Origin of the sequence: Kribbella sp. NPDC023972 (assembly GCF_040639075.1) — a bacterium.
GTDB lineage: Bacteria > Actinomycetota > Actinomycetes > Propionibacteriales > Kribbellaceae > Kribbella.
On the sequence record NZ_JBEZZH010000004.1, the window covers coordinates 222,564 to 246,854 of the forward strand.

A 24,291-nucleotide genomic window follows, 5' to 3' on the forward strand; every position below is an offset into this window, starting at 1 on the left:
CCTTTCAGGTGCGGCGCCGTTGCAGCACGGTGCTGGCGAGGTTCGGAGCGAGGACGGAGACGATGAGGAGTACGCCGGTGACGACGTTGAGCGCCTCGTTGGACACGTCGGACAGGCGGAGCGCGTTCTGCAGCGCGCCGAGCAGCACGACACCGGCGATGACACCGGGCAGTGCGCCCTTGCCGCCGAAGATGGAGACGCCGCCGAGCAGGACCGCGGCGACCACGGCCAACTCGAGTCCGGCGCCGTTGTCGGCTCGGGCGCTGGAGTAGCGCAGCGTCCAGAGCACGCCGGCGAGCCCCGCGACGAGACCGCTGGCGACGTACAGCCAGAACTTCAGCCGGCCCGGCCGGATACCGGCGAACCGCGCGGCCTGCTCACTCGCGCCGACCGCGAACACGGCCCGGCCGATCGGCGTCGCATGCAGGATCACGCCGAACACGACCGCCAGGACCACGATGACGATCAGCACGTTCGGAATCGGCGTACCACCGATGGTGCCGGTGACCCAGTCGGTGTAGAAGGCGGGGAAGTCGGCGACCGCGCTGTCACCGAGGACGACGAACGCCAGGCCGCGGTAGAGCGCCAGGGTGCCGATGGTGACAGCCAGGGACGGCAGCCCGAGGACGGTGACGAAGAAGCCGTTGACCGCGCCGAGCACGGCGCCGAGCAGCAGGCAGAGCGGGATGATCGTCTCGATCGGCTGGTTCGCGTTCCACAGGTAGCCCATCACCGCGCTGGACAGACCGAGCGTGCTCGCCACCGACAGGTCGATCTCGCCGGTCACGATCACCAGGGTCATCGGCAGGGCGACGAGTGCGATCGGGAGCAGGTCGAGGACGAGGAAGCCGAAGTTCCTCGACGTACCGAAGCTGTCGACGGTCGCGGCGGCCACGATCAGGACGAGCACGGTGATGGCGATGATCGCCACGTTCCAGTTGGCCAGCCGGGCTCCCCGGGTGACGGTCAGCTCAGCTGACATGGGAGCCTCGCTTCTTCAGGCCGGCCGCGACCCGGGCCGCGACCAGGCGATCCGCGCCGATCGCGAGCAGGATCAGTCCGCCGACGATCGCCTGCTGCCAGAACTGATTGATCTCCAGTACGGCGAGCGCGCTGCCGATCGTTGTCAGCAGCAACGCACCGAGCGCGGCACCCCAGACCGTCCCGCTACCGCCGAAGACCGCGACCCCGCCGACGACGACGGCCGCGACCACGTTGAGCTCGTAGCCGGTACCCGCCGCCGCGTCGATGGTGCCGAACCGTGCCGCGAACAACACGCCCGCGAGCCCGGCCAGCCCACCGCTGACGACGAACGCGCCGACGGTACGACGGCCGACCGTGATACCGGCCAAGCGCGCCGCCTGGGGACTCGATCCCATCGCGTACAACTCACGTCCGACCCGGTAGTTCCGCAGTACGACGCCGGTGATCACCAGGACCAGCAGTGCGATCAGGACGAGGTACGGGACGCCGATCAGGGTGGCGTTGCCGAAGTCGAGGAAGCCGGCCGGGAGTTCGTCGGCGTTGATCTGCTGGCCGCCGGCCCAGAAGTAGGTGACACCGCGGTAGACGTACAGCGTGCCGAGCGTGACCACGAGCGCGGGGACGTTGCCGTAGCGGACGAGGACGCCGTTGAGTCCGCCGCAGACCGCTCCGACCGCGGCACCTGTCACCAGCGCCACGACGACCGGGACGCCTGGGTTGTTCTGCAGCAGGGTGCCGACCGTGAACGCGCTGAGGCCCAGCACCGAACCGACCGAGAGGTCGATGTTGCGGGTGATCACCACCACGGCCTGGCCGACCGCCAGAACGGCCAGGATCGCGGTGTTCAGCAGAATGTCGCGGATGCTCTGACCGGACAGGAACCGCGGATTCGAGATCGCGGTGACGGCGACCAGCAGGGCCAGCGCGAGCACGATGCCGAGCTCTCTGGCCCTCAGTACGACGTCCAGCGACGACCGGCGCGGCGCAGGCAGGTCGACGGCGGTCATGGGGCCTCCCGTCCTGGACTGAGGAGAGCAGGGAGCGAAGCGACTGGAGCGACGAGGGAAGGACGGGAGGCAAGGCCCCATGACCACGCCGGCGCCGAAGGTCCGGCCAAAAGCACCGTCACAGTACGGCCTCCTGACCGGTCGCGGCGAACATCACCGACTCCTCGGTGGCCTCGCTGCGATCGAGCTCGGCCACCAGCCGGCCCTCACGCATCACCAGCACGCGATCCGCCATCCCAAGCACCTCCGGGAGCTCCGACGAGACCATCAGTACGGCGACGCCCTCGGCGGCCAGGCTGGACATCAGCCGGTGTACCTCGGCCTTGGTACCGACGTCGATCCCGCGGGTCGGCTCGTCGACGATCAGCACGGTCGGCTTGGTGGCCAGCCATTTGGCCAGCACGACCTTCTGCTGGTTGCCCCCGGACAGCGTGCCGACCTCGTCGGAGAGCCTTCCGTACTTGGTCTTCAGCCGCTCGGTCCATTCCTGCGCCGAGCGGCGTTCGCGGCTGCCGGTGAGGAAGCCGAGCTGGGACAGCGACCGCGACCTGGGCAGGGTCACGTTGCGCTCGATCGACAGCTCCATCACCAGTCCCTGCTGGCGACGGTCCTCCGGAACCAGCGCCACACCGGCGGCCATGGCCTGCTTCGGCGAGCCCGGCCTGAGGGTCCTCCCGGCCACCTCGACCGTGCCGGAGTCGCGCGGATCGACCCCGAAGATCGACTGCACGACCTCGGACCGCCCCGACCCGACCAGACCGGCCAGCGCGACGATCTCCCCGGCGCGTACATCGAACGTGACGTCTTTGTACACGGGGTCACGGGAGAGGTCGCGGACCTGGAGGGCTACCGCGCCGGGGGTGACGTCCTGTTTGGGGAACAACGCGCCGAGGTCGCGGCCGACCATCTTGCGGACCATCTCGTCGACGGTGATGTCGGCGATCAGATCGGTGGAGACGTGCCGGCCGTCGCGCATGATCGTGACCCGCTCGCACAGCGCGGTGATCTCCTCGAACCGGTGCGAGATGAACATCAGCGCGGCGCCGTCGTCACGCAGTGACCGGGCGACCGCAAACAGTCGCTCGACCTCGACCCCGGTGAGCGCGGCGGTCGGCTCGTCCATCACCACCACCCGGGCGTCCGCGGACAGGGCCTTGGCAATCTCGACCAGTTGCTGGTCGGCGATCGACAGGCCGCGGGCCGGCCGGTTCGGGTCGATCGACACGCCGAGCCGAGTGAACAGCTGCGCCGCCTGCCGGACCATCGCGGCCCGGTCGATGGTGTTGAAACGACCCAGAGGCTGGCGGCCCATCGCGATGTTCTCCGCCACGGTCAGGTCCGGGAACAGCGTCGGCTCCTGGTAGATGACCGCGATCCCGGCCGCCTTCGCGTCCGCCGGGGTGTGCAGCTCCGCCGGTACGCCGTTCAGCTCGATCGTGCCGGAGTCCGGGCGGTGCACACCGGCCAGCATCTTCACGATGGTGGACTTCCCGGCGCCGTTCTCGCCGACCAGGGCGTGCGCCTCACCGCCGTACAGGTCGAAGGAGACCTCCCGGACGGCGGCAACCGCGCCGAACGATTTCGACACCGCGCGGACGCGCAGCACCGGCGTGCCGTCGGACATGGTCACCTCCAACTCGGGGCGGCTGAGTTGCTGAAAGGTTTCAAGAAGATTGCACGAACGTAAGGGCGGGCTGGTGGGGGCGTCAAGAGGTGGTTCGCGTTTGGAGGCCGATCTCGGACGGATACTGCTGGAAACCGATGGAAAACAGGTACGCTCTGGCCGCTAAGACGTTTCAAACGCCGGCCCACCCCAGGGCCTTGACGCCGGGAGGCCGCGCATGCCAGCAGACAGCGCGCCGGACCCCGCCTCCACCACGCCGGGACCGGCCCCCACCGCCGCAAAATCGTCCCGCTCAGGCCGCACCACGCCCCCCTCCACCGCCACTCCCTCCCGCTCGACCACATCTCGCTCGGGCTCGGCCGGCGCGGCCGCCGCAGGCTCCTCCCGCTCAGCCTCGGCTCGCTCGGGCGCATCCGGCACAGCAGGCTCCCGGTCGTCCGGCTCGGCGTCGTCCACCTCCACGGGCTCGTCTTCCGGCACCTCGGCCGACGGTCGCGGCGGCCGGAAGGCCGCTCGGGAGCCCGGCACCAGGCGCCGCAAAGCTCGGCGGCATGCCGCCGGGGTGAAAGCGGTGGCGGCCGCGGCCGGGGTGTCTTTGGGGACTGTGTCGAATGTGCTGAACCGGCCCGAGGTGGTCAGTCCGGTGACGCGGGCGAAGGTGGAGGCGGCGATGGCGTCGCTCGGCTTCGTCCGGAACGAGTCAGCCCGCCAGCTCCGGGCCGGGAGCAGCCGCATCCTCGCGTACCTGATGCTCGACGCCGGCAACCCGTTCTTCACCGACGTCGCGAAGGGTGTCGAGGACGCGGCCCGCGCGGCCGGCCTGTCGGTGTTCCTGTGCAACAGCAACGAGGACGCCGACCGCGAGGCCGACTACCTCGACCTGCTCGAACAGCAACGGGTGCAAGGCGTGCTGATCACCCCGATCGACCAGAACTCGTCCCGCCTGCGCAAACTCCCCGCCCGCGGTACGCCGGTCGTCGTGGTGGACCGAGCCATCGACGACGGCGAGCACTGCTCGGTCGCGGTCAACGACATCCTCGGCGGCGAACTCGCCATCGCCCACCTGCTCGAGCTCGGCCACGACCGGATCGCGTACGTCGGCGGGCCGAACACGATCGGCCAGGTCATCGACCGCCGCGACGGCGCCCGCCGGGCACTGCGGAAGGCCGGCAAACCCGCGGAAAACCTGATCGAGCTCACCACCGGCGCCCTCACCGTCGCCGAAGGTAGGGGCGCAGGGCAACGACTTGCTGGACTCCCGGCGACCCGCCGCCCGACCGCCGCCTTCTGCGCCAACGACCTGCTGGCCCTGGGCCTGCTGCAACAGTGCGTCAGCCTCGGCCTCCGCGTCCCGGAGGACCTGGCCATCGTCGGCTACGACGACATCGAGTTCGCCGCCGCGGCCGCCGTACCCCTGACTTCTGTCCGCCAGCCCCGCCAACTCCTCGGCCGCACCGCCGCCGAGCTCCTCCTGGACGAGTCCTCCAACCCGGACCACGAACACCAACGCGTCACCTTCACCCCCGAGCTGGTCGTCCGCACCTCAACCCGCGGCACCCTCTAGGCCGTCAGGCACGGTCTCGGCCATAGGCGGCGAGGAAGACCTCGGTCGCTTGGGTGGCCAGTTGGTCGAACTCGTCGACGGGTGGGCGGGCCTCGGTGCCGGCGAACATGGCTCGGTTCATGGGTTTGTACATGACCAGGCCGGCGAATTGGTACGCCGCGAGAGTCGGGTCCGGGAGCTCGCGGAGCAGGCCGCGGTCGGTCAGTGTGGTCAGCGCTTGACCGAGCGCCTCCAGTGATCGCTCGAAGCCGCTGTTGAACCAGGCCCCGCAGACCTCAGGGAAGCGATCGGCCTCGGCGATGACGAGCCGGCGGAGCTGCAGCACGCTGCTGTTGGTGAGGCTGTCGAGGAAGTAGCGCGCCAGGTTCCCCAGGGCTTCTCGTGCGTCGGTGGCTCCGTCGAGGGTCTCGGCGTACGCCTTGGTCAATCCTTCGAGCAGCTGGTCGCTGGTGCCGAGGACGATCTCGGTGAACAGGCGCTCCTTGTTCTCGAACTGCTTGTAGACGGTCTGTTTGGACACCCCTGCCCTGGCGGCGACCTCGTCCATGCTCGCGCCCAGGTACCCGTGCTGCAGGAACACCTCGGTCGCCGCGGCCAGGATCGCCCGGCGCTTGCGAGGCGTCCGGCCCTCGCCCTCGATGGTGACGGCCTGCTCCGGCTGCCAGCCGGCGGCCCGTCGGCGTTGGTCCACGAAGTCCTCCTCTGCGAATTCCAGAATCATACTAGACAGTCCAGTTCTGACCTGAGTACTGTACGGTCTAGTTCCGAGGGACACCTAGGGAGGGCTCCGATGAGCACTGTGAAATCCGCCGACGGTACGACGATCGCCTTCGAAGCCATCGGGGAGGGCCGGCCGCTGATCATGATCGACGGCGCCACCGGGCACCGGGCCGTGAACCCGTCGAACGCCGAGGTCGCGAAGCTGCTGAGCGACGAGTTCCGGGTCTACGCCTACGACCGGCGCGGCCGGGGCGAGAGCACCGACACCAAGCCGTACGCGATCCAGCGCGAGATCGAGGACCTCGCCGCGCTGATCGAGGACGCCGGTCAGCCGGCCATCGTGTTCGGCTGGTCGTCCGGCGGCCTGCTGGCTCTGGACGCGGCGGCCGCCGGGCTGCCGATCACCGCGCTGGCGCTGTTCGAGCCGCCGGTCGTGGTCGACGACGGACGTCCGCCGCTGCCGGCCGACTACGTCGAGCGGCTCGAGGCGAGTGTCGAGGCCGGACGGCCCGGCGACGCGGTCGAGCTGTTCATGACCGCGGGGGCCAACATGCCGGCCGAGTTCGTCGACGCGGTCCGGGGGACGCCGATCTGGTCCGCGGTCGAGGAGATCGCCGGGACCATCGCGTACGACGGCCGGATCATGGGCACGACCATGTCGGGCAACCCGCTGCCCGCCGAGCGCTGGGCCGCGGTCGACGTACCGGTCCTGGTGATGCACGGTGACAACACCCCGCCGTACCTGAAGACCGGACCCGCGGCGGTCGCCGAGCTGCTGGCGACGGCGCGGCTGCTGCCGGTGCCCGGCGAGAACCACAACGTCGAGCCGCCCGTCCTCGCTCCCGTCCTGCGCCAGTTCGCGCACGAGCTCTGAGGAGATCCGCCATGGGAAAGATCGTGGTGACCACGTTCAGCTCGCTGGACGGCGTCGTACAGGCGCCTGGCGGGGAGGACTTCAAGTACCAGAACTGGAGCTTCGAGTTCGACCGCGGTGCGGACGGCGAGAAGTACAAGGAGGACGAGGCCTTCCGCGCCGAGGCGTTGCTGATCGGGCGCAAGACCTACGAGGGTTTCGCGTCCGCCTGGCCGAACTACGAGGGTGAGCTGGCCGACAAGTACAACGGCATGCCGAAGTACGTCGTCTCCAGCACGCTGAAAGACCCTTCGTGGAACAACACGCGGGTGCTGGCCGGCGACGTACGCGAAGAGGTGGCGAGGCTGAAGAAGGAGGTGGCCGGTGAGATCCAGGTGCCGGGCAGCATCCAGCTCGCCCAGGAGTTGATCGCCGCGGACCTGGTCGACGAGATCCACCTGATGATCTTCCCGGTCATCCTCGGCACCGGCCGGAAGCTGTTCGGCGAGACCCCCGACAAGACGACCTGGCGGCTGACCCAGTCGCTGACGGTCGGCGAAGGAGTCCTGATCACCGACTTCCAGCGCAACCGCTAGTTGGGAAGCGCATCGGCGAGCTCCGTCAGGCGAGCGGATCGCAGTTCGATCAGCTCCACCCGTCCGATGCTAACCGCGCCTTGACCTAGAGGGTGCTCTAGCAGGTTGGATTGCCGGCATGCTGAACATCGCGCTGGGCGCCATGGAGTACGGGACTCGGATCGGCGAGAAGGAGTCGTTCGCGTTGCTGGACGCGTACGTCGATGCCGGTGGGGAGTGGATCGACACGGCGAACTGCTACGCGTTCTGGCAGCACCCGAGCGGGCACGGCGGACAGAGTGAGGAGTTGCTCGGCCGGTGGTTGGCGCGCCGGCCGGGCGTGCGGGACCGGGTGAAGCTGGCGACCAAGGTCGGCTGTGAACCGCTCTGGCCCGGAAGCTACCCGGAGCACTCGGAAGGGCTCAGCGCCACTGCTATCGATACCGCGCTGGAGACGTCGCTGCGGCGGCTCGGTGTCGACCACATCGACCTCTACTGGGCCCACCGCGACGATCGCTCGACACCACTGGAAGAGACCGTGGCCGCGTTCGGCAAGCACGCGGCGGCCGGCACCATTGGCCGGATCGGTCTCTCGAACTACGCACTCTGGCGTGCCGAACGGATGCACAACCTGGCGATCGCGCAGGGCGTGATGGGACCGACCGCCCTGCAACTGCGCTACTCCTACCTGCAACCACGCCCGTTCGTCCGCGACCACGCCCACGACCACCGCTTCGGCTGGATCACCGACGAGGTCCTCGACTACGCCACGAACAATCCGGCCCAGCAACTCTTCGCCTACAGCCCCCTCATGTCCGGCGCGTACGAGTCCCGCCCCGACCGCCCCATCCCCCAAGCCTTCGACCACCCCGGCACCACCCGCCGCCTCGAAGCCCTCACCGATATCGCCACCACCCTGAACGTCACCCGCTCCGAAGTAGTCATCGCCTGGCTGGCCCAAGGCACCCCCGCCATCACTCCCATCATCGGCATCAGCAACCCCACCTACCTCACCACCGCCCTCAACGGCGCCCACCTCGAACTGACCCCCAACCAGCGCACCCAACTAGACGAGGTCTGGTGACTCGACAGGTCCGGCCACAGCGGGGGACGCTGTACGGGTGGATAGGGATGGGTTCTGGGGATTGGTCGAGGATGCGCGCGGTGGGGTGGATGACACCGTGGCGGATCCGGACGGGGTTGCGGACGCGCTGACCAAGCTGCTGGGTGGGCTGAGGGCCGAGGAGATCGCGGGGTTCGGGGTCGAATTCGCGCGGTTGCAGGTCGAGTCGTACCGGTGGGACCTGTGGGCGGCGGCGTACCTGATCAACTCGGGGGCTTCGGAGGATGGGTTCGACTCGTTCCGGGGCTGGTTGATCGCGCAGGGTCGAGAGGTCTGGGAGGCGGCGCTGGCCGACCCGGACTCACTGGCCGACGTGGTCGACGAGGACCGGCCGGAAGGCTTCGAGGGGTTCGACGGTGAGGGGCTGCTGCACGTGGGCAGTCACGCGTACAAGAACGTGACCGGCGACGAGGTTGCGTACTGGAAGGCAGTGGAGGCCGAGGCGCCGGACACGCCGGATCTGCCGACCGGAGAGGAGATCGACTTCGACGACGAAGACGACCTGCAGGCACACCTGCCGCGGCTGGCCGCGCTGTACCTGGACAGCTAGGTCGGATCGCCTGGACAGCTGGGCCGGTACGGCGGTCAGACCCGGCGTGACTGGTTAGGCCGGTTCGCCGCCGAGGCGTTCGATGGCGGCGCGGAGGCGGCGGCGCCAGGTGGGCTCCCCCGCGTCCTCGTCGGCCGCGGCCAGGCTGACCAGGTGCTGGGCCATCTCGAAGCCCTCGGTGGTGCGCGGCTCCACGTCGGTCGCGGCGGCCTGCGGTTCGTCGTACTCGAGCTCGATCCGCCGGCTGGTCCAGCCGAACCCGTCCGGCACCAGCAGCTCCGGCACCAGCGACTCGTGGCTGAGGGACGCCAGCTCCTGGTCGCCGTTGCCGATGCTGAAGATCGTCGTACCCCGCCGCCGTACGTCGTCGATGCGCTCCAGCAGCGTGTCCGCCGGGTCCTCCTCGGCCACCACCAGCAATGACTCGCCGCGCCCCGCGTCACGCAGCCGGTCCAACCCGATCGAGAGGTGTGGCGGTGCATCCGGTGGCGGCGACCAGCGGACCAGTGACGGCCGGATGTTCTCGATCCCGGCCCGGTGGAGCTCGTCGTCCAGGTGTGCGGTCAGGTGCCACGGCTCGTCGTCGGCCGGGCCGAACAGCAGCAGGCCGCCGGTCCGGGTGGTGAACCTGCGCAGCGAGTGCGCGAACTCCGTCGTCCGGCTGCCGAGCTCAGTACCGGTCAGCATCTCCCGGAGGAGTGAGGCCCTGGTGAGATCCACACGTCCAACTTGACACAACCCGGGGTGCACCGCGAGTCAGTCCAGCCGGTCCGCCTTCGACTGAAGGTAGTTGCGTTCAGGCACACTCGTCGTACGGCGAGCCGCCAGCAGGTAGCTCTCCCGCGCACCAGCGACGTCACCCGACATCTCCAGCAGGTGGGCCCGCACGGCCTCCAGGCGGTGGTGACCGGCCAGGCGGTCGTCGGACTCGAGTGGCTCGAGTACGGCGAGTCCCTCCTTCGGACCGGCCGCCATAGCCACCGCGACGGCGTGGTTGAGCTTCACCATCGGGTTGTCGACCATGTGCTCGAGCACGTCGTACAGCGCGACGATCTGCCGCCAGTCGGTGTCCTCAGCACGCTCAGCGGTGTCATGTACCGCAGCGATCGCGGCTTGGACCTGGTAGGGCCCGAGCTGCGTGCGCGACAGCGCATCTGTCACCAGTGCTTCGCCCTCGACGATGGCTTCCTTATTCCATTGCGACCGGTCCTGCTCCGCCAGCGGGACCAGTGCGCCGTCGGGCGCGGTACGAGCTGGCCGCCGCGCATCCGTCAGCAGCATCAGCGCCAGCAGCCCGGCCACCTCACCATCGTCGGGTAGAAGCCGGCGCACGGCACGCACCAGCCGGATCGCCTCGGTGGTGAGCTCCGCGCTGTGCAACGACGTACCGGACGAGGCGGTGTAGCCCTCGTTGAAGATCAGGTAGAGGACATGCAGTACGGCGCCCATCCGCTCGTCACGCTCGGCCTCGGGCGGCAGCTCGAACGTGCTGCCCGCCTGCTTGATACTGCGTTTCGCCCGGCTGATGCGCTGCGCCATCGTTGCCTCCGGCACCAGGAAGGCGGCCGCGATCTGCGCGGTGGTGAGACCGCCGACCGCCCGCAGGGTCAGCGCGATCTGCGAGGCCGGGGACAACGCCGGGTGGCAGCACAGGAACAGCAAGGTCAGCGTGTCGTCGCGCCCGCCCGGGTCATCGATATCGGGGCCTGCGGCAACGAACTCCTCGGGGGCGGCAAGGTGGGCGGCGTTCTCCTCGCGCCGGCGCCGGGCCGACTCGCTGCGGAGCAGATCGGTCAGCCGGCGCGACCCGACCCGGATCAGCCAGCCGCGCGGGTTGTCCGGCACCCCTTCCTCGGGCCACTGCTGGGCGGCCGCGAGCAGCGCCTCCTGGACCGCTTCCTCGGCCAGGTCGAAGTGCCCGTAGTGCCGGACCAGCGCACTGAGCACCTGCGGCGCCTGCTCGCGCAGCAGCAGTTCGAACTCGGCAGGCTCAGCCCGGCCGGCTGTGTGGCTCACATCTCCAGCCCGGACGTGTCCATCACCGGCCGTACCTCCACGGCGACGTACTTCGCGTCCGGCATCCGGGCCGCGTAGCCGATCGCCTGGTCGATGTCATCGCACTCGACCAGGTAGAACCCGGCCAGGTGCTCCTTGGCCTCAGCGTACGGTCCGTCGGTGGTCGTGGTGGTGTCGTCGCGCACCGAGACGGTCCGGCTGGTGATGGGGTCGGCCAGACCGGCGGCGCTGACCAGGAGGCCCTGCTCGCTCAGTTCACGAGTCAGGTCCTCGTGGGCCCGGGACAGGCCATCGCGTTGCTCGGCGGACAGGCTCGCCCAGCTCTCCGGGTTGCTGTAGATCAGCAGCACGTACTTCACAGGCACCATCCTGTCGCTCAGGGAGGCCGCTGTGACCCCCTCTCACCCGGTACGTCGTACTCAACGGGCGACTTTCGACAGAAATGTCGAGGTGGTCCGGACCGCGCCGACGTCTCCGCCGAGTGGATGCCCAGTCGGGGTGTCCCGTCGTACTGGAGATGTCACATGGTGACGGAGACCAAGCGCTGGTGGGCACTGGCGTTGCTGTGCCTGTCCGGGTTCATGATCATTCTGGACGCGTCGATCGTGCTGGTCGCGGTCCCGTCGATCGAACGTGAGCTGACCTCTTCTCGACCGGTGGTGTGCAGTGGGTGCCCAGCGGGTACGCGCTGATGTTCGGCGGATTGCTCCTGCTGGGTGGGCGTATCTCGGACCTGCTCGGCAGGCGGCGGGTCTTCATCACCGGTCTGCTGCTGTTCGCCGCGTCCTCACTCCTGTGCGGGCTCGCTTGGAGTGGCGACGCACTGGTGCTCGCCCGTGGCCTGCAGGGCGCGTCTGCCGCAGTACTGCTGCCCAGTGCGTTGTCGATCGTGATGACGACGTTCCCGGACGGCGCTGACCGCAACAAGGCGTTGGGCATCTGGGGAGCCACCAGTGGGGTCGGCGGTACGGCGGGATCGCTGATCGGAGGGCCTGTGACCGACGGACTGGGCTGGCAGTGGATCTTCTTCATCAACGTGCCGGTGTGCGTGCTGGTCGCCGTACTGGCACCCGTGATGCTGCTGGACAGCCGTGAGTCCGGTCGGCGCGGGTTCGACGTCGCCGGGGCGGTCACGGTGACCGCTGCGCTCATTGTGCTCGTGTACGCCGTCGTCGAGGCGCCGGAGTCGTCTGCGGCGCGGACGATCGCCCTGTTGCTGTTGTCGGGCCTGCTGTTCGGGCTGTTCGTGCTGGTGGAGCAGAGGTCGGCTGCACCGCTCGTACCGCTGCGGATCTTCCGTTCGCGGGCTCTGGTCGGTGGCAACCTCATCACGATCGGCTGGGGACTTGCGGTGTTCGGGCTGAACTACGTGTACACGCAGTACGCCCAACTGGCGCTTGGCGTGTCCGCGGTCCGCTACGGCCTCATGTCCGCCGTACTCGCGGCAGCGGCGGTCGTCGCGTCGATCATCGGCCAGCACCTCGTCACCCGGGTCGGACCCCGCCGGGTCGCCTTCGCCTCGCTGCTGGTGGCCGGCGTCGGCGCGACCCTGATGACCCAGTTGACTGTGCACTCCGGGTACTTCGAGTTCGCCTTCTGGGGTCTGGCGATCTTCGGCGCCGGACTGGGCGCCGGAACCGTGGCAGGGTCGATCGCCTCGCTCAGTGACGTAGCCGGTGAGGACTCCGGTGTCGCGTCCGGCCTGCAGAACGCCAGCTTCCAGATCGGTGGCGCAGTAGGCATCGCAGCACTCTCCGCTGTCGCGGCGTCCAGTACGTCGGGCTCCACGCCGACCGCGCTGACTCACGGCTACCGGATCGCGTTTTGGGCTGTGTGGGCGTGCATCGCCGTCGGTATCGCGGGCTGCGGTCTCCTCCTCAGCCGCAAGCACTCGGTAGAACGGCGGTTGCAAGCAGTCACCGCTCCGTAGGTCAAACGGTTGTTGGAGGTTTGCGTTCGGTGCCGGGGTGGGCACCGGTTTCGGTGTTGGCCGCCACTCCGCCCGGCGGTTTCTTGAGAAGGAGGCTTCATGCTCATCCTCGGACTGATCCTGTTGGTCCTGGGCCTCGTGCTGGACATTGGGATCCTGTGGACGATCGGCGTCATCTTGCTGGTCGTCGGGGCCGTGCTGTTCCTGCTCGGGTCCACCGGCCGCGCCGTCGGCGGACGACGGCACTGGTACTGATTCGCCGGAACGTCAGAACCCTGTGGGTGCCCCGCACCCACAGGGTTCTGTCCGTGCCCGGCGTTACGGTGAGCCCATGAAGTACGTCGTGATGATCTACGGCGCGGATGCCGCCCGCCGGATACCCGAGGTCAAGGCCGAGCTGGCCGGCGAGATCGTCAGCGCCGAAGAGCTCCAGGTCCCCAGCCAGGGCCGGATCGTGCGGATCCGCGACGACGCACAGACGGTCACCGCGGGTCCGTTCGTCCCGACTGATCACCAGGTCTCCGGCCTCGTCCTGATCGACGTGGCCGACGATGCCCGCGCCGAGGTCGTCGCGGCGCGGATCGCCGCCGTCGTCGGCGACCGGGTGGAGCTCCGCGGCACGCTCATCAGCGCCTGACCTTGTGCACCGCCCGAGCACCGTACGGCGTCCGACGTACTCGAACCGCGCACAGAGTCACGCGGCACGCTTGATGCGGGACTTGGCTCGACAGCGGCCAGTTGCGCGACGGCCTCACGCTCGACGAGGTCGCTGACGTCCTGTGGACCTACATCGCGGTCGAGCTGTATGAGCTGCTCGTCCTGCGCCGCGGCTGGCCGGTCGACCGGTACGCGGACTGGATCGGGCGGGCGATCATCAACGCTCTGTGCTGAAACGACCGCATGAATGTCGCCCAAGCGTTTGATCTCGGGCCGATAACTTCCGGATAGCGGGCGGATTACGTCCGGTACCCACTTGGCATGTTCGTAATGCGTTAAAACTGCGGGTCGATTGCGAACTCTGCCGGGTTGTGTGTTTGACTCCTCCGGTCGATAACGGTTTGGTCTCGACAGATTGGGTGAGTAGTGGCTGCAGGACGGCATAGACAGGCGCGGCACCGTCAGCCGCGCCCGAAGGTGATCCAGCCCAGTATTGCGAAGGTGGCGATTCCCGGCGCGGCGGTGGCCTTGGTGGCCACCGGCTCGGCAGCCGCACTTCCCGACCAAGAGCTCAAACTCAGCACTCCGATCTCCAGCTCGTCCCTGCAGCTGGAGCGGGAGTCGACCATCAGCCGCGACGCTTTCCGTCCGCCGCTGAACGTCAGCACGCCGAAGCCCAAGGCGGCGGCCCCGACGGCGAAGCACCTGAAGAAGCAGGCGCCCATCCCGAAGCCGACCGCGACGAAGACGCGGGCCGCCGCGAAGGCCCCGACACCGCCGAAGGTGATGGGCTCGAAGTACACCACCACCGACCTGAACGTCTGGTCCATGCCGGTCGTAGGCACCCTGCTGGACGTCATCCCGAAGGGCACCAAGGTCTCGGTCACCGGCAAGGTCGACGGCATCTGGGCCGAGATCGTCCGGGACAACAAGTCCCGCTGGGTCAAGGCGCAGTACCTGTCCGCCACCAAGCCGGTCGCGAGCACCGCGAGCACCGCGGGCACCATCTCGCAGGCCGCCTGCAAGTCCGGCTCGGCGGTCGAGGACGGCCTGACCCAGGACGCGATCCGGGTCCACCGGGCCGTCTGCGCCAAGTTCCCGAACATCACGTCGTACGGCGGACTCCGCGCGGGCGACAGCGGTTCGGAGCACTCCACCGGTCGTGCCCTCGACATCATGGTCAGCGGCTCGGAAGGCGACGAGGTCGCCGCCTGGCTGAAGGCGAACTACAAGAAGCTCGGCATCAGCGAGCTGATCTGGTCGCAGCGCATCTGGACGGTTCAGCGCAGCAGCGAAGGCTGGCGTGCGATGGAAGACCGCGGCGGTGTGACCGCGAACCACTACGACCACGTGCACGTTTCCGTCTACGGCAACTCCGGCACGGTCTGATCGTCGGCTTTCCGCTGACGCCCCGAGCGACCCCGGCCCTCTGGAACCTGAGGGCCGGGGTCGCTTCTTTCACGGCCTGATGTTCGCGTTCAGGTGGAAGAAGTTCGTGGGGTCGTAGGCCCGCTTGACCTCGCGCAGCCGCCGCAGGTCGTCGGGGGCGTACGCCGTGTCCGCGCGGTTCGGGTCACCCAGGAAGTTCACGAACGTGCGACCCGAGCTCGGCAGGGTCGGCATCTCGCGGTCGATGATCAGCGAGAACGACGCGCTGCGGTGACCGACCGGACCGGCGCCGGGGCCCGGGTGAGCCATCGCGCCACCCCAGTGGCGGATCTCGACCATGGCGTCCGTCGTGGTCAGCGTTTCGATCAGGTCGTCCGTGAGTACGTCGAGGAAGTCCAGGTGCCGGGCCGGTGTCCCGCCCATCGCGGCGTCGCCGTACTCGATCGACCGAAGCTCGCCGGCCAGTCGCGGTCCGGCGACCTCGAACAAGGGCTTCAGCAGGTGCTCGGCCACGTCGGCTTCACCGGCGTACATGACCTTGATCGCGACCGCCCGACGGCCGTCCAGTTGGGTCAGTACGACGGCCGTGCTCAGCTCGTTGGGGATCGTGGTGGTCCACTCGCGGTAGCGGCGCAGGATGTCGGCCGCGTGGTCGATGCCGTAGTACACGATGCCGGCGTGGACCTGCCGGACCGGGTACAGCCGGAACTCCAGCGACGTGACGATGCCGAAGTTGCCCGTGCCGCCACGGATCGCCCAGAACAGGTCCGGGTGGTGTTCGGCGCTCGCGGTGACGAGCCGGCCGTCGGCGGTGACGACCTCGGCCCGAATCACGCTGTCGGCCGCGAACCCGTACTTCCGCGCCAGCCACCCGACCCCGCCGCCGAGGGTGTACCCGGTGACCCCGACATCACGGTGCGATCCCGACAACGGCGCCAGCCCGAACTGCCCAGCGGCATCAATCACAGCGCCCCAGCGTGCACCCGGTCCCACCTTCGCGATGCGGCGCTCCGGGTCGACGAGGACGCTGGTCATCGGGGAAGTCTTCAGCAAGATCCCGCCATCAGCCGGCACCCGAGTCCCATGCCCGGTCGCCTGCACCGCAATCGGCACCCCATACTCCCGAGCCGCCCGCACCGCCGCCTGCACATCCGTCCTGCTGTACGCCTCAGCCACAACCAGCGGCCGCGAGTCCACCGTCGGAATCACAGACTTCCGCTGTACGTCGTACTCCGCATCCCCCGGCAACCAAGCCGCCCCGTTGAACCCGGCCCCCAACAACCCCGCCACCACATCGCTGGCAACCGTCCCCACAGCCTGCGTCGACATTCCCACCACTCCTTCGAGATCCGCTCCTACCCAGACGTCGAAGGACCCCAGCCGAAATTGACACGTCGGCCAAACTTTTCTGGATGGCTCCTACGCACGCGGTCGAGATCGTCGGCTCGGTCCTGACGAAGCGGTACGTCTCGTGGCCCCGCGACGAGCCCGGCCGCGAGTGGGCCGCCCTGGAGTTGATCTCCCGACACACTTCTGACCTCGCCCCCAAACCCCTCCACCGCGTGACCTTCCCTCCATCCATCGCGATGACGGTCGTCCCCGGTATCCCGCTCAGCGGTTCCCTGGATGGTCGCCGGCTCGATGCGCTCGGCGACGCTCTGCGGGAGCTCTGGTCGATACCTCCGGAGGGCCTGCCGGCGATCGACATGCCGGCCCTCGTCGCCGGAGTCCGGGGCGGACTCGCTGTACTGCGAGACGTGCCAGGCGTGATCGGCTCGGCAGCCCGGGCCTCGCTGGACACGGCGTACGAGCTGATCGACGTAAGGGAGCCGGTCGTCGCGCACGGTGATCCGAACCTGGAGAACTACCTCTGGGACGGCACACGGATCCGGATCGTCGACTTCGAGGACGCCGGTCGCGGCGACCTGGCGATCGAGCTGGCGAACATGGTCGAGCACCTGTCCGGGCGCGGCACCGACTGGACGGGGCTCGCCGACCGGATCGCCGTCGACCCGGATCGGTTCCACGCAGCGCGGTGCCTCTGGGCCGCGTTCTGGCTGACGCTGGTCGGGCCGGGTGGGCCGAGTGCCGCACGGAACCCTCCCGGTACGGCGGAGGCGCAAGCCGGGAGGGTGTTGGCGCTGGTCAGGCGGAGATGGGGAGGGTGGCTAGGCGGTCGAGGTCGGCGAGGATGTTGATTTCGGTGATCTTGTTGTTGACGATCTTGAGGTCCATCACGCCCATGAGGCGGCCGTTGACGACTGTCATCGTGCCGGGCAGGCCGTTGATCAGCGCGACCTCGTTGTACGGAGCCATGCGGCTGAACAGGAGGGCCTGCTCGACGACCGCCCGGGCACCGCGGACGAGCTTGGACACCGCTGGGCCTGCGTACTCGGCGGACTCGGCGCCGGCGTCGGCGCGCAGTACGACGTCCGGGTCGAGCAGCGCGAGCAGGGCTTCGAAGTCGCCACCACGTGAGGCGGCCAGGAAGGCGTTGACGATCTCGCGCTGACGTCCCGGGTCCCCGTCACCCGCCGGCTTGCCCTGCACCCGCCGCCGCGCCCGACTCGCCAGCTGCCGGGTCGCCGCGGGTGACTTGTCGACAATCGACGCGATCTCGTCGAAGCTCACCCCGAACATGTCGTGCAGCACGAACGCCAGCCGCTCCGCGGGCGCCAGCGTCTCGAGTACGACGAGCAGCGCGAGACCGATCGCGTCCGTCTGGACCGCGTGCTCCTCCGGACCCGGCCCGGTGTCCTCCCGGGTGATGATCGGGTCCGGCACGAAGTCCTCACGACGCGACTTGCGACTGCGCAGCGTGTCCAGGCACACCCGAGACACCACAGTGGTCAGCCAGCCGCCCAGATTGCCGACGTCACTCACGTCCGACCGGCTCAGCCGCAGCCACGCCTCCTGCACCGCGTCCTCGGCCTCTGCCAGCGAACCGAGCATCCGGTACGCCACCGCACGCAGGTGTCCCCGGTGCTGCTCGAACTGCCGCGCAAGCTGGTCGTGGTCGTCCACTGGTCACAGTCTCCCGTCGTACGCCGTCATCTCCCTGACGGATCGCGCCACCATGATGTGACAGCGCTGGCCCAAGGCCCATGATGGGGGCATGCCTGAGACCCGTGGCGATCTGGTGTTCGAAGACCACTTCGGCGGCTCCGCGCTGGACCTGTCCGTCTGGTCGCCGTACTACTTGCCGCAGTGGAGCTCGCGTACGGCGTCAGCCGCGACGTACACGGTGGACAACTCGTGCCTCACGCTCAGCATCCCGTCGACGCAGGGGCTGTGGTGCGCTGGTGACCACAAGCCGGATCTGCGCGTCTCGGGTATCCAGTCGGGCAACTACTCGGGGCCGGTCGGCAGCACCGTTGGGCAGCAGCCGTACCGCGACGGGCTGGTTGTCCGCGAGGAGCAGGAGCCGTTCTGGGGCTGGACGCCGTACGGCGGATACATCGAGCTGCACGCCCGTGCCGAGATCAGTCCGCGCTCCATGGTGTCGCTGTGGATGGTCGGGCTCGAGGACCAGCCGCAGCGGTGCGGGGAGATCTGCGTGATGGAGGTCTTCGGCGACGCGGTCGTCCCCGGCGAATCCACGGCGGTCGGCATGGGTCTGAAGACCATTCGCGACCCGGCCGTGCCGCAGGACTTCGAGGCGGTTCCGCTCCCGATCGACCTGGCCGACTTCCACACGTACGCCGTCCAGTGGACCGGCAGTGAGGTGTCGTTCTTCGTCGACGGCGTCCCGATCCGCAGTTGCCAGGGCGCGCCGTCGTACCCGGTGCAGCTCATGCTCGCCGTCTTCGACTTCCCCGACCGCAGCGTCGGCGACGACGACGAGCTCGTCCCGACCTTCATCATCGACCACATCCGCGGGTGGAACGTTGCGGAGGAACTGGTTGCCTGACTAAGGTCATCGCCATGTTCCTGTGCGCGGGCATCTGGTGGGCCGTCGACTAGACGGTCTGCTTCCGCGCGTATCCCACCCGGCCGTCTCCTCCGAGGCGGCCGTTGTGATGTCTCCTCGTGGGCGGCCCAGCACCCTGAGGATTGCCAATGGCAACAACACTCCGGACCTGGTCCGGGCTCATCTCCGCGCTTCTGGCCGGCTCTGACCTGACGGCCGCGGACACCGCCTGGGCGATGGACCAGCTGGTGCTGGGCGACGCGTCACCGGCGCAGATCTCCGGCTTCCTGATCGCCTTGCGCGCCAAGGGCGAGACGGCCGACGAGGTCACCGGCCTTGCTTCGGTACTGCGCGCGCACGCGACGCCGGTCAGAATCCGCGGGTCGTTCGTGGACATCGTCGGGACGGGCGGCGACCGGACCGGCGCGGTGAACATCTCCACGATGGCCGCCGTGGTCGCTGCGTCCACCGGCGTGACAGTGGTCAAGCACGGTGGACGCGCCGCATCCTCTTCCGCCGGTGGTTCTGCGGACCTGGTCGAGCACCTGGGCGTGCCACTCGACCTGTCCGCTGACGAAGCCGTGCAGGTCGCTGCCGACGTCGGACTCACCTATCTGTTCGCTCCGCGCTTCAACCCGGCGCTGCGCCACGTGGCCGTCGTACGACGTGAGTTGGCGGTGCCAACCGCGTTCAACGTGCTCGGACCTTTGCTGAACCCGGCAGACCCCCAGCACCAACTGGTCGGCGTCGCCAACCCACGGATGCTGTCTGTGATCGCCGGAGCGCTCGCTGCGCAGGGCCGGTCCGCTCTGGTGGCTCGCGGCGACGACGGGCTCGACAAGCTGACCACTACCGGGCTGTCACGCCTGTGGGTTGTGTACGGCGGCATTGCCTCAGAAGTGGTGTTCGACCCGCGGTCGCTCGGGTTGCCGCCGGTGTCGTTGGCTGAGCTGCGTGGTGGTGACGCCGCGTACAACGCTCGGGTCCTGCGCGGTCTGGTCGACGGGGAGCCCGGGCCGGTGCGGGACGTCGTACTGCTGAATGCTGCGGCCGCATTGGTGACGCTGGAGCTTGGGGATGGGCTGCTGCTCGAGCAGTTCGCGGACTGTCTGGAGCGGTGCCGGCAGGCTGTGGACAACGGAAAGGCAGCCGCAACGCTGGAACGCTGGACCAGTCAGTCGCTAACGTGCAGTTGATGCGTGACCTGCTCGACGCCGCACGAGACGGTGATCAGAACGCCTTCGGCCAACTGGTAGGGCCGTGGCGTGGAGAGCTGCATGCGCACTGTTACCGGATGCTCGGGTCCGACGCCGAGGCGGACGACGCCGTACAGGAGACGCTGATGCGGGCCTGGAGCGGTCTGCATCGGTACGAGGACCGCGGTTCGCTCCGGGCGTGGCTCTACAAGATCGCTACGAACCGGTGCCTCACGCTGATCGAGAAGCGCAGCAAGCGCGAGTTGCCGACCGACCTGGATGCGTCCTTCGAGGCTGAGTGGCTTGAGCCGTATCCGCCGAGCAGGCTGGAGTGGACCGCGCGTCTGAGCCCAGAGGGACGAGTGGTAGCGCTGGAGACGGTGGAGCTGGCGTTCGTCGCGTCACTGCAGCACCTGTCAGCGCTACAGCGTGCAGTCTTGCTGTTGCGCGACGTACTGGCGTTTGCTGCTCGGGAGGTGGCTGAGCTGCTGGGGACGTCGGTTGCAGCGGTGAACAGTGCACTGCACCGAGCCCGTGCCGTGCTGAGCTCGGTGCAGCCCAGTCAGCAGGAGACACTGCGGAAGTTGGGCAAGTCCGCCGAGCGAGACCTGGTACGGCGGTACGTGGCCGCGTGGGAGGCCGGTGACGTCGACGCGATCGTGGCGATGCTGGCGGACGACGCGAAGTACTCGATGCCGCCGCTGCTGCAGTGGTTCTCCGGCCGGGAGCGGATCCGGCGGTTCCTGCTGGACGGACCGCTGCGAGAGAAGTGGCGGTTCCTCCCGGTCCGAGCGAACGGGCAGCTGGCGTTCGGGACGTACCTGTGGGATCACGACCGCTACGTGCCGGGTGGGCTCGACGTGATCGTCGTCCGCGGGTCGGAGATCGTGGAGGTCGTCTCGTTCCTGGAGGCGGACTTCGCCTCGTTCGGACTGCCCGAGGAAATCTCCTGACCCGTTCTTTCTGGTCAGCGCGATGAGTTTCCGCGCGGAGCCGGGGTTCCAGTGGTGACGGTTCCCTGGAAAGGACGGAAACATGACGAACGAGCAGGAAGTCCGCACGCTGATCGAGAACTGGGTCACCGCGGTCCACACCGGCGAGCTGGACGAGGTCCTGGCCGACCACGCCTCAGACATCGTGATGTTCGACGTACCCCCGCCGTACGACGGGGTGCGCGGGCTGGACGCTTATCGCGACACCTGGCCCGGCTTCTTCGAATGGCAGCGCTCGGGCGCGTCTTTCGAGCTGGAATCACTGGAGGTCACGGCCGGCGAAGACGTTGCCTTCGCCCACGGCCTCCTGCGCTGCGGCACCCCCGACGAACTGGAGGAGAACCCAGCACTGCGCCTCCGCCTGACCATCGGCCTCCGCCGGGAAAACGACCGCTGGATCGTCACGCACGAACATCACTCATTCCCGCACGAACTACCCGCAGTCGCCTCGGCCGATATCCAGGCTTCAAGTCCGGCCTAGACGCCACCACCGTCCACCAACACTTGTCCTATCCCTCAAAGGGATAGGCGCAGGATGGTTTCGGCTACCTGGTCCGGGCACCGCAGGCTGGGGAGGTGGTCGGCGCCAGGTAGCCAGCTGAACTCGCAGCCCGGGATGCGGGCGGCGGTGGCGCCGGCGACGGCGGCGAGGATCGGGCGGTCCTTGTCGCCGACCATGACCACGGACGGGGCCTGGATCTCGTGGAGGCGGTCGTAGACCGGCGGGTCCGCGCGCAGGTAGTCGGCTTGGTCGAACCACGCGGGTACGGCGGCCTCCAGCTGGGCGACCGCTGCCTCGTCGGCTCCGGCGCCGGCCCACAAGCGAAGACCGAGCTGCACGAGCCCGGCGACGTCCCGTGCCTCGGCGAGAGCCTCGAACCGCGCATCGAGCTCGGGCTCGTCTGGCATCGGGAATCCGCTCACGCCCGGGCAGAGGAGTACGAGCGCCCGCACCCGGCCCGGATCGTTCAGCGCCAGGTTGAGCGCGGTGTCGCAGCCCATGCTGCAGCCGACCAGCACAACCTGGTCGAGCCCCAACTGGTCCAGCACACTGACCAGATCACCGACCAACGAGAACTCACTCGTCGGCGGAGCGGACCGGCCGTACCCGCGAACGTCGTACCGAACCACCCGATGCCGCTCCACCAGCCGAGGCATCACCGGATCCCACACCCGCGAGTCCCCCACCCCCGGATGCAACAACACCACCGGCACCCCCGGCCCAGCCACATGCTCAGCCCAAACCTCGCCCCCGTCCACCGCAATCCGCAGCTCCATCTCCCTACCTTGGCAGGCCGACGGTGCAGGTCGTCAGTCGTCGACGGAGGCCGAGTCTCCGCCGACCGATCGATACAATCCGTAATTGCTGTGTTACAGTGCGAGAGCACCGCAGTATCTCTCGGAGGAGACGCCTGGTTCGGGCTGGGACCGGCAACCGGTCCTCCCCGTCGACAAGGCTCGACGCTTCCTCTCTCTATCCAAGATAAGAGGAACCGTCATGACTCCACCCCGAAACCTGACCCCGGCACGAACCGCCCGCCTTCTCGCCGGCGCTGCCGGTGGCGCGCTCCTGTTGAGCGTGACTCTGCCCGCCGCGGCCGAGACGGCCGCTGACAGCCCGGCGACGCTGACGGTAACCGGTGGAGTCCTCGCGCTCACCGCGCCGACGGCCAGCGCCAATCTGGGCAGCCGCGCCAACACCGTGGGAGGTGGAACGATCTCCGGCCCCCTGGGCACGGTGCAGGTCAGCGACGCGCGCAGTGCAGCCGCAGGAACCGGCTGGGTGGCGTCCGTCATCTCGACCGCGTTCACCCCCACGACTGGACCGGCCATTCCCGCCACGGGAATCGGGTACACGGTCGGGGCGATCACCAAGGTGGGCACCGCGACCTACACGGCTAACGATCCGGGCGTCATCGTCGCGTCCTCCAGTGTGGTGACGGCTACCGCCATCACCGGTGACAACTCCGCCACCTGGAACCCGACGATCAACGTCACCGTCCCCGGTGGCATGGCTCCCGCCGTCTACTCGGGCACGATCACGCACTCGGTCCTCTGAGTCATGGGGGCGCGGCGGCGCGGTCTGCTGGCGGTGCTCGCCCTCACCGTCGTGGTGGCCGCGCCCGCGGGCGCAGCCCCTACGACACCCGGGTCGCAGCTGACCGCTGGCCAGGGCGCCATCGGCGTCCGACTGCTCGACGCGCCGGTCTCGGCCGGCAAGGATCCGCGAGCCCGGTTGTACATTGTGGATCACCTGGCACCTGGAACGGTGATCCACCGCCGCATCGAGGTCAGCAGCACCGTGACCGGCAGAACCCAGGGGCTTCTGTACCCCGCTGCCGCCGTCATCACGAGCGGCTCCTTCCAAGGTGCTGACGGGCACACGCCGAACGAGCTGTCCAGCTGGACCTCGGTAGCCCCGGGCAGGTTCGACCTCGCGGCCGGCGGCCGGATGGCGACCACCGTGACGGTGGCGATTCCGCGCGATGCCTCCCCTGGGGAGCGGTACGCCGTCGTCTGGGCCGAGACACGATCGCCAACCGCGAAGGGCGGCGGCGTGGTCGCAGTCAGCCGTGTCGGCATCCGCCTCTACTTGTCCGTCGGGCCAGGCGGAGCACCGGCTGCGGACTTCAAGATCGAGTCGCTGGCCGCTCAGCGCTCGACCACCGGCTTCCCGGTGGTCGTCGCGCGGGTCCGCAACACGGGAGGTCGGGCGCTCGACCTGGGCGGGACCATGAGCCTGAAGGACGGACCGGGTGGGCTCCGCGCCGGTCCGTTCAACGCCCGTCTCGGCACCACGCTGGCCATCGGTGCGTCGGACGCGGTCACGATCGCCCTCGACGAGCGGCTGCCAGCCGGGCCGTGGGATGCCCGGCTCACCCTGCGCAGTGGGCTGGTGACGCACACAGCCGCAGCGACGATCACCTTCCCCGCCAAAGGCGCGGCGGCCCCGGTGGGCACTGGTTTCCCTTGGCGGACCTGGCTGTACGCCGCCGTCGGCCTCCTCGTCCTGCTCCTGAGCCTGGTGGTTCTGCGCGCCGCGCGCGGGCGACGCCGCCGAGTCGGTGCCGCGCGCTCGCCGGCGTAGATCCGCTTCGGGGCGGCTCCAGCGGGCCTCCGTCGAGACCAGCAGGTTGAGCATCCCGTAGGTGTCTGCGACGATCTGGCCTGGAGCTGGCTCGCCCGCCTCCGTCGGTTCAC

General features: G+C 68.8%; 28 protein-coding genes. 18 read left to right on the forward strand and 10 right to left on the reverse strand.

What is annotated here, in order from left to right; all coding sequences use genetic code 11:
* Positions 1 to 4: 4 nt before the first annotated feature.
* The 3 genes from AB0F43_RS18155 to AB0F43_RS18165 all read right to left on the reverse strand — a co-directional run bounded on the left by AB0F43_RS18155 (position 5) and on the right by AB0F43_RS18165 (position 3,615).
* The gene (locus AB0F43_RS18155; RefSeq protein ID WP_360477464.1) at positions 5 to 982 is read right to left on the reverse strand and encodes an ABC transporter permease; all 978 of its coding nucleotides are present in this window, start codon (positions 980 to 982) and stop codon (positions 5 to 7) included.
* On the reverse strand, positions 972 to 1,991 hold the full coding sequence (locus AB0F43_RS18160) for an ABC transporter permease (protein WP_360477467.1): 1,020 nt from the start codon (positions 1,989 to 1,991) through the stop codon (positions 972 to 974). Before AB0F43_RS18160 ends, AB0F43_RS18155 begins: the two co-directional genes overlap by 11 nt.
* A gap of 118 nt (positions 1,992 to 2,109) precedes the next feature.
* Complete coding sequence (locus AB0F43_RS18165) at positions 2,110 to 3,615, reverse strand: sugar ABC transporter ATP-binding protein (RefSeq protein ID WP_360477470.1); 1,506 nt, start codon at positions 3,613 to 3,615, stop codon at positions 2,110 to 2,112.
* A 571-nt stretch (positions 3,616 to 4,186) separates the two neighbouring features.
* Between AB0F43_RS18165 and AB0F43_RS18170 the strand changes: the two genes are divergently transcribed.
* A complete protein-coding gene (locus AB0F43_RS18170; RefSeq protein ID WP_360478797.1) occupies positions 4,187 to 5,179 on the forward strand; it encodes a LacI family DNA-binding transcriptional regulator in 993 nt (330 codons plus the stop codon).
* 4 nt (positions 5,180 to 5,183) lie between these two features.
* Here the strand turns inward: AB0F43_RS18170 and AB0F43_RS18175 are convergent, their stop codons facing one another.
* Positions 5,184 to 5,900 (reverse strand): TetR/AcrR family transcriptional regulator, encoded by a 717-nt coding sequence (locus AB0F43_RS18175; protein WP_360477473.1) that lies wholly within the window; start codon positions 5,898 to 5,900, stop codon positions 5,184 to 5,186.
* A gap of 69 nt (positions 5,901 to 5,969) precedes the next feature.
* On the opposite strand from AB0F43_RS18175, the gene AB0F43_RS18180 reads away from it, so the two are divergent.
* The 4 genes from AB0F43_RS18180 to AB0F43_RS18195 all read left to right on the forward strand — a co-directional run bounded on the left by AB0F43_RS18180 (position 5,970) and on the right by AB0F43_RS18195 (position 9,000).
* Entirely contained in the window at positions 5,970 to 6,773 is an 804-nt protein-coding gene (locus AB0F43_RS18180) for an alpha/beta hydrolase (protein ID WP_360477475.1), read from the forward strand.
* 11 nt (positions 6,774 to 6,784) lie between these two features.
* Entirely contained in the window at positions 6,785 to 7,348 is a 564-nt protein-coding gene (locus AB0F43_RS18185; RefSeq protein WP_360477478.1) for a dihydrofolate reductase family protein, read from the forward strand.
* A 118-nt stretch (positions 7,349 to 7,466) separates the two neighbouring features.
* Positions 7,467 to 8,411 carry an aldo/keto reductase gene (locus tag AB0F43_RS18190; RefSeq protein WP_360477481.1) on the forward strand — a complete coding sequence of 315 codons (945 nt, stop codon included), beginning with the start codon at positions 7,467 to 7,469 and terminating at the stop codon, positions 8,409 to 8,411.
* A 37-nt stretch (positions 8,412 to 8,448) separates the two neighbouring features.
* Positions 8,449 to 9,000 carry a DUF4240 domain-containing protein gene (locus AB0F43_RS18195; protein ID WP_360477484.1) on the forward strand — a complete coding sequence of 184 codons (552 nt, stop codon included), beginning with the start codon at positions 8,449 to 8,451 and terminating at the stop codon, positions 8,998 to 9,000.
* A gap of 54 nt (positions 9,001 to 9,054) precedes the next feature.
* Here the strand turns inward: AB0F43_RS18195 and AB0F43_RS18200 are convergent, their stop codons facing one another.
* Genes AB0F43_RS18200 through AB0F43_RS18210 form a run of 3 tightly spaced genes read right to left on the reverse strand, consistent with a single transcriptional unit; the run spans position 9,055 to position 11,375 of the window.
* Positions 9,055 to 9,720 (reverse strand): hypothetical protein, encoded by a 666-nt coding sequence (locus AB0F43_RS18200; protein ID WP_360477487.1) that lies wholly within the window; start codon positions 9,718 to 9,720, stop codon positions 9,055 to 9,057.
* A gap of 36 nt (positions 9,721 to 9,756) precedes the next feature.
* Positions 9,757 to 11,016, reverse strand: a complete 1,260-nt coding sequence (locus tag AB0F43_RS18205) for a DUF6596 domain-containing protein (RefSeq protein ID WP_360477490.1) — start codon at positions 11,014 to 11,016, stop codon at positions 9,757 to 9,759.
* Complete coding sequence (locus AB0F43_RS18210; protein ID WP_360477493.1) at positions 11,013 to 11,375, reverse strand: YciI family protein; 363 nt, start codon at positions 11,373 to 11,375, stop codon at positions 11,013 to 11,015. The genes AB0F43_RS18205 and AB0F43_RS18210 overlap by 4 nt, the downstream gene beginning before the upstream one ends.
* 165 nt (positions 11,376 to 11,540) lie before the next feature.
* On the opposite strand from AB0F43_RS18210, the gene AB0F43_RS18215 reads away from it, so the two are divergent.
* The 6 genes from AB0F43_RS18215 (at position 11,541) to AB0F43_RS18240 (ending at position 14,992) form a co-directional block, all read left to right on the forward strand.
* On the forward strand, positions 11,541 to 11,708 hold the full coding sequence (locus tag AB0F43_RS18215) for a hypothetical protein (RefSeq protein WP_360477496.1): 168 nt from the start codon (positions 11,541 to 11,543) through the stop codon (positions 11,706 to 11,708).
* The gene (locus AB0F43_RS18220; protein WP_360477499.1) at positions 11,687 to 12,946 is read left to right on the forward strand and encodes an MFS transporter; all 1,260 of its coding nucleotides are present in this window, start codon (positions 11,687 to 11,689) and stop codon (positions 12,944 to 12,946) included. Before AB0F43_RS18215 ends, AB0F43_RS18220 begins: the two co-directional genes overlap by 22 nt.
* Before the next feature lie 99 nt (positions 12,947 to 13,045).
* The gene (locus tag AB0F43_RS18225) at positions 13,046 to 13,201 is read left to right on the forward strand and encodes a DUF6131 family protein (protein WP_360477502.1); all 156 of its coding nucleotides are present in this window, start codon (positions 13,046 to 13,048) and stop codon (positions 13,199 to 13,201) included.
* 76 nt (positions 13,202 to 13,277) lie between these two features.
* Positions 13,278 to 13,583, forward strand: a complete 306-nt coding sequence (locus tag AB0F43_RS18230; RefSeq protein WP_360477505.1) for a hypothetical protein — start codon at positions 13,278 to 13,280, stop codon at positions 13,581 to 13,583.
* A 101-nt stretch (positions 13,584 to 13,684) separates the two neighbouring features.
* Complete coding sequence (locus tag AB0F43_RS18235; protein WP_360477507.1) at positions 13,685 to 13,837, forward strand: hypothetical protein; 153 nt, start codon at positions 13,685 to 13,687, stop codon at positions 13,835 to 13,837.
* 267 nt (positions 13,838 to 14,104) lie between these two features.
* Complete coding sequence (locus AB0F43_RS18240) at positions 14,105 to 14,992, forward strand: SH3 domain-containing protein (protein ID WP_360477509.1); 888 nt, start codon at positions 14,105 to 14,107, stop codon at positions 14,990 to 14,992.
* A 69-nt stretch (positions 14,993 to 15,061) separates the two neighbouring features.
* Here the strand turns inward: AB0F43_RS18240 and AB0F43_RS18245 are convergent, their stop codons facing one another.
* Entirely contained in the window at positions 15,062 to 16,321 is a 1,260-nt protein-coding gene (locus AB0F43_RS18245) for an FAD-binding protein (RefSeq protein ID WP_360477512.1), read from the reverse strand.
* Between the two features lie 83 nt (positions 16,322 to 16,404).
* Here AB0F43_RS18245 and AB0F43_RS18250 point away from each other — a divergent pair, with 83 nt between their 5' ends.
* Positions 16,405 to 17,190: an aminoglycoside phosphotransferase family protein gene (locus AB0F43_RS18250; protein WP_360477515.1), complete on the forward strand. Its 786-nt coding sequence runs from the start codon at positions 16,405 to 16,407 to the stop codon at positions 17,188 to 17,190.
* On the opposite strand, the gene AB0F43_RS18255 is transcribed toward AB0F43_RS18250, so the two are convergent.
* Positions 17,138 to 18,016 (reverse strand): sigma-70 family RNA polymerase sigma factor, encoded by an 879-nt coding sequence (locus tag AB0F43_RS18255; RefSeq protein ID WP_360477518.1) that lies wholly within the window; start codon positions 18,014 to 18,016, stop codon positions 17,138 to 17,140. The genes AB0F43_RS18250 and AB0F43_RS18255 overlap by 53 nt on opposite strands.
* Before the next feature lie 91 nt (positions 18,017 to 18,107).
* Between AB0F43_RS18255 and AB0F43_RS18260 the strand changes: the two genes are divergently transcribed.
* From AB0F43_RS18260 to AB0F43_RS18275, 4 genes are all read left to right on the forward strand, one after another.
* Positions 18,108 to 18,902, forward strand: a complete 795-nt coding sequence (locus tag AB0F43_RS18260; protein ID WP_360477521.1) for a glycoside hydrolase family 16 protein — start codon at positions 18,108 to 18,110, stop codon at positions 18,900 to 18,902.
* A gap of 149 nt (positions 18,903 to 19,051) precedes the next feature.
* The gene (trpD, locus tag AB0F43_RS18265; RefSeq protein ID WP_360477523.1) at positions 19,052 to 20,098 is read left to right on the forward strand and encodes an anthranilate phosphoribosyltransferase; all 1,047 of its coding nucleotides are present in this window, start codon (positions 19,052 to 19,054) and stop codon (positions 20,096 to 20,098) included.
* Positions 20,098 to 21,051: a sigma-70 family RNA polymerase sigma factor gene (locus tag AB0F43_RS18270; protein WP_360477526.1), complete on the forward strand. Its 954-nt coding sequence runs from the start codon at positions 20,098 to 20,100 to the stop codon at positions 21,049 to 21,051. Before trpD ends, AB0F43_RS18270 begins: the two co-directional genes overlap by 1 nt.
* An 82-nt stretch (positions 21,052 to 21,133) precedes the next feature.
* Positions 21,134 to 21,571 (forward strand): nuclear transport factor 2 family protein, encoded by a 438-nt coding sequence (locus AB0F43_RS18275; protein WP_360477529.1) that lies wholly within the window; start codon positions 21,134 to 21,136, stop codon positions 21,569 to 21,571.
* Between the two features lie 35 nt (positions 21,572 to 21,606).
* On the opposite strand, the gene AB0F43_RS18280 is transcribed toward AB0F43_RS18275, so the two are convergent.
* A complete protein-coding gene (locus tag AB0F43_RS18280) occupies positions 21,607 to 22,368 on the reverse strand; it encodes an alpha/beta hydrolase (RefSeq protein ID WP_360477532.1) in 762 nt (253 codons plus the stop codon).
* Between the two features lie 220 nt (positions 22,369 to 22,588).
* Here AB0F43_RS18280 and AB0F43_RS18285 point away from each other — a divergent pair, with 220 nt between their 5' ends.
* The gene (locus AB0F43_RS18285; RefSeq protein WP_360477535.1) at positions 22,589 to 23,149 is read left to right on the forward strand and encodes a hypothetical protein; all 561 of its coding nucleotides are present in this window, start codon (positions 22,589 to 22,591) and stop codon (positions 23,147 to 23,149) included.
* A 3-nt stretch (positions 23,150 to 23,152) separates the two neighbouring features.
* Entirely contained in the window at positions 23,153 to 24,178 is a 1,026-nt protein-coding gene (locus AB0F43_RS18290; RefSeq protein WP_360477538.1) for a hypothetical protein, read from the forward strand.
* Positions 24,179 to 24,291 lie beyond the last annotated feature (113 nt).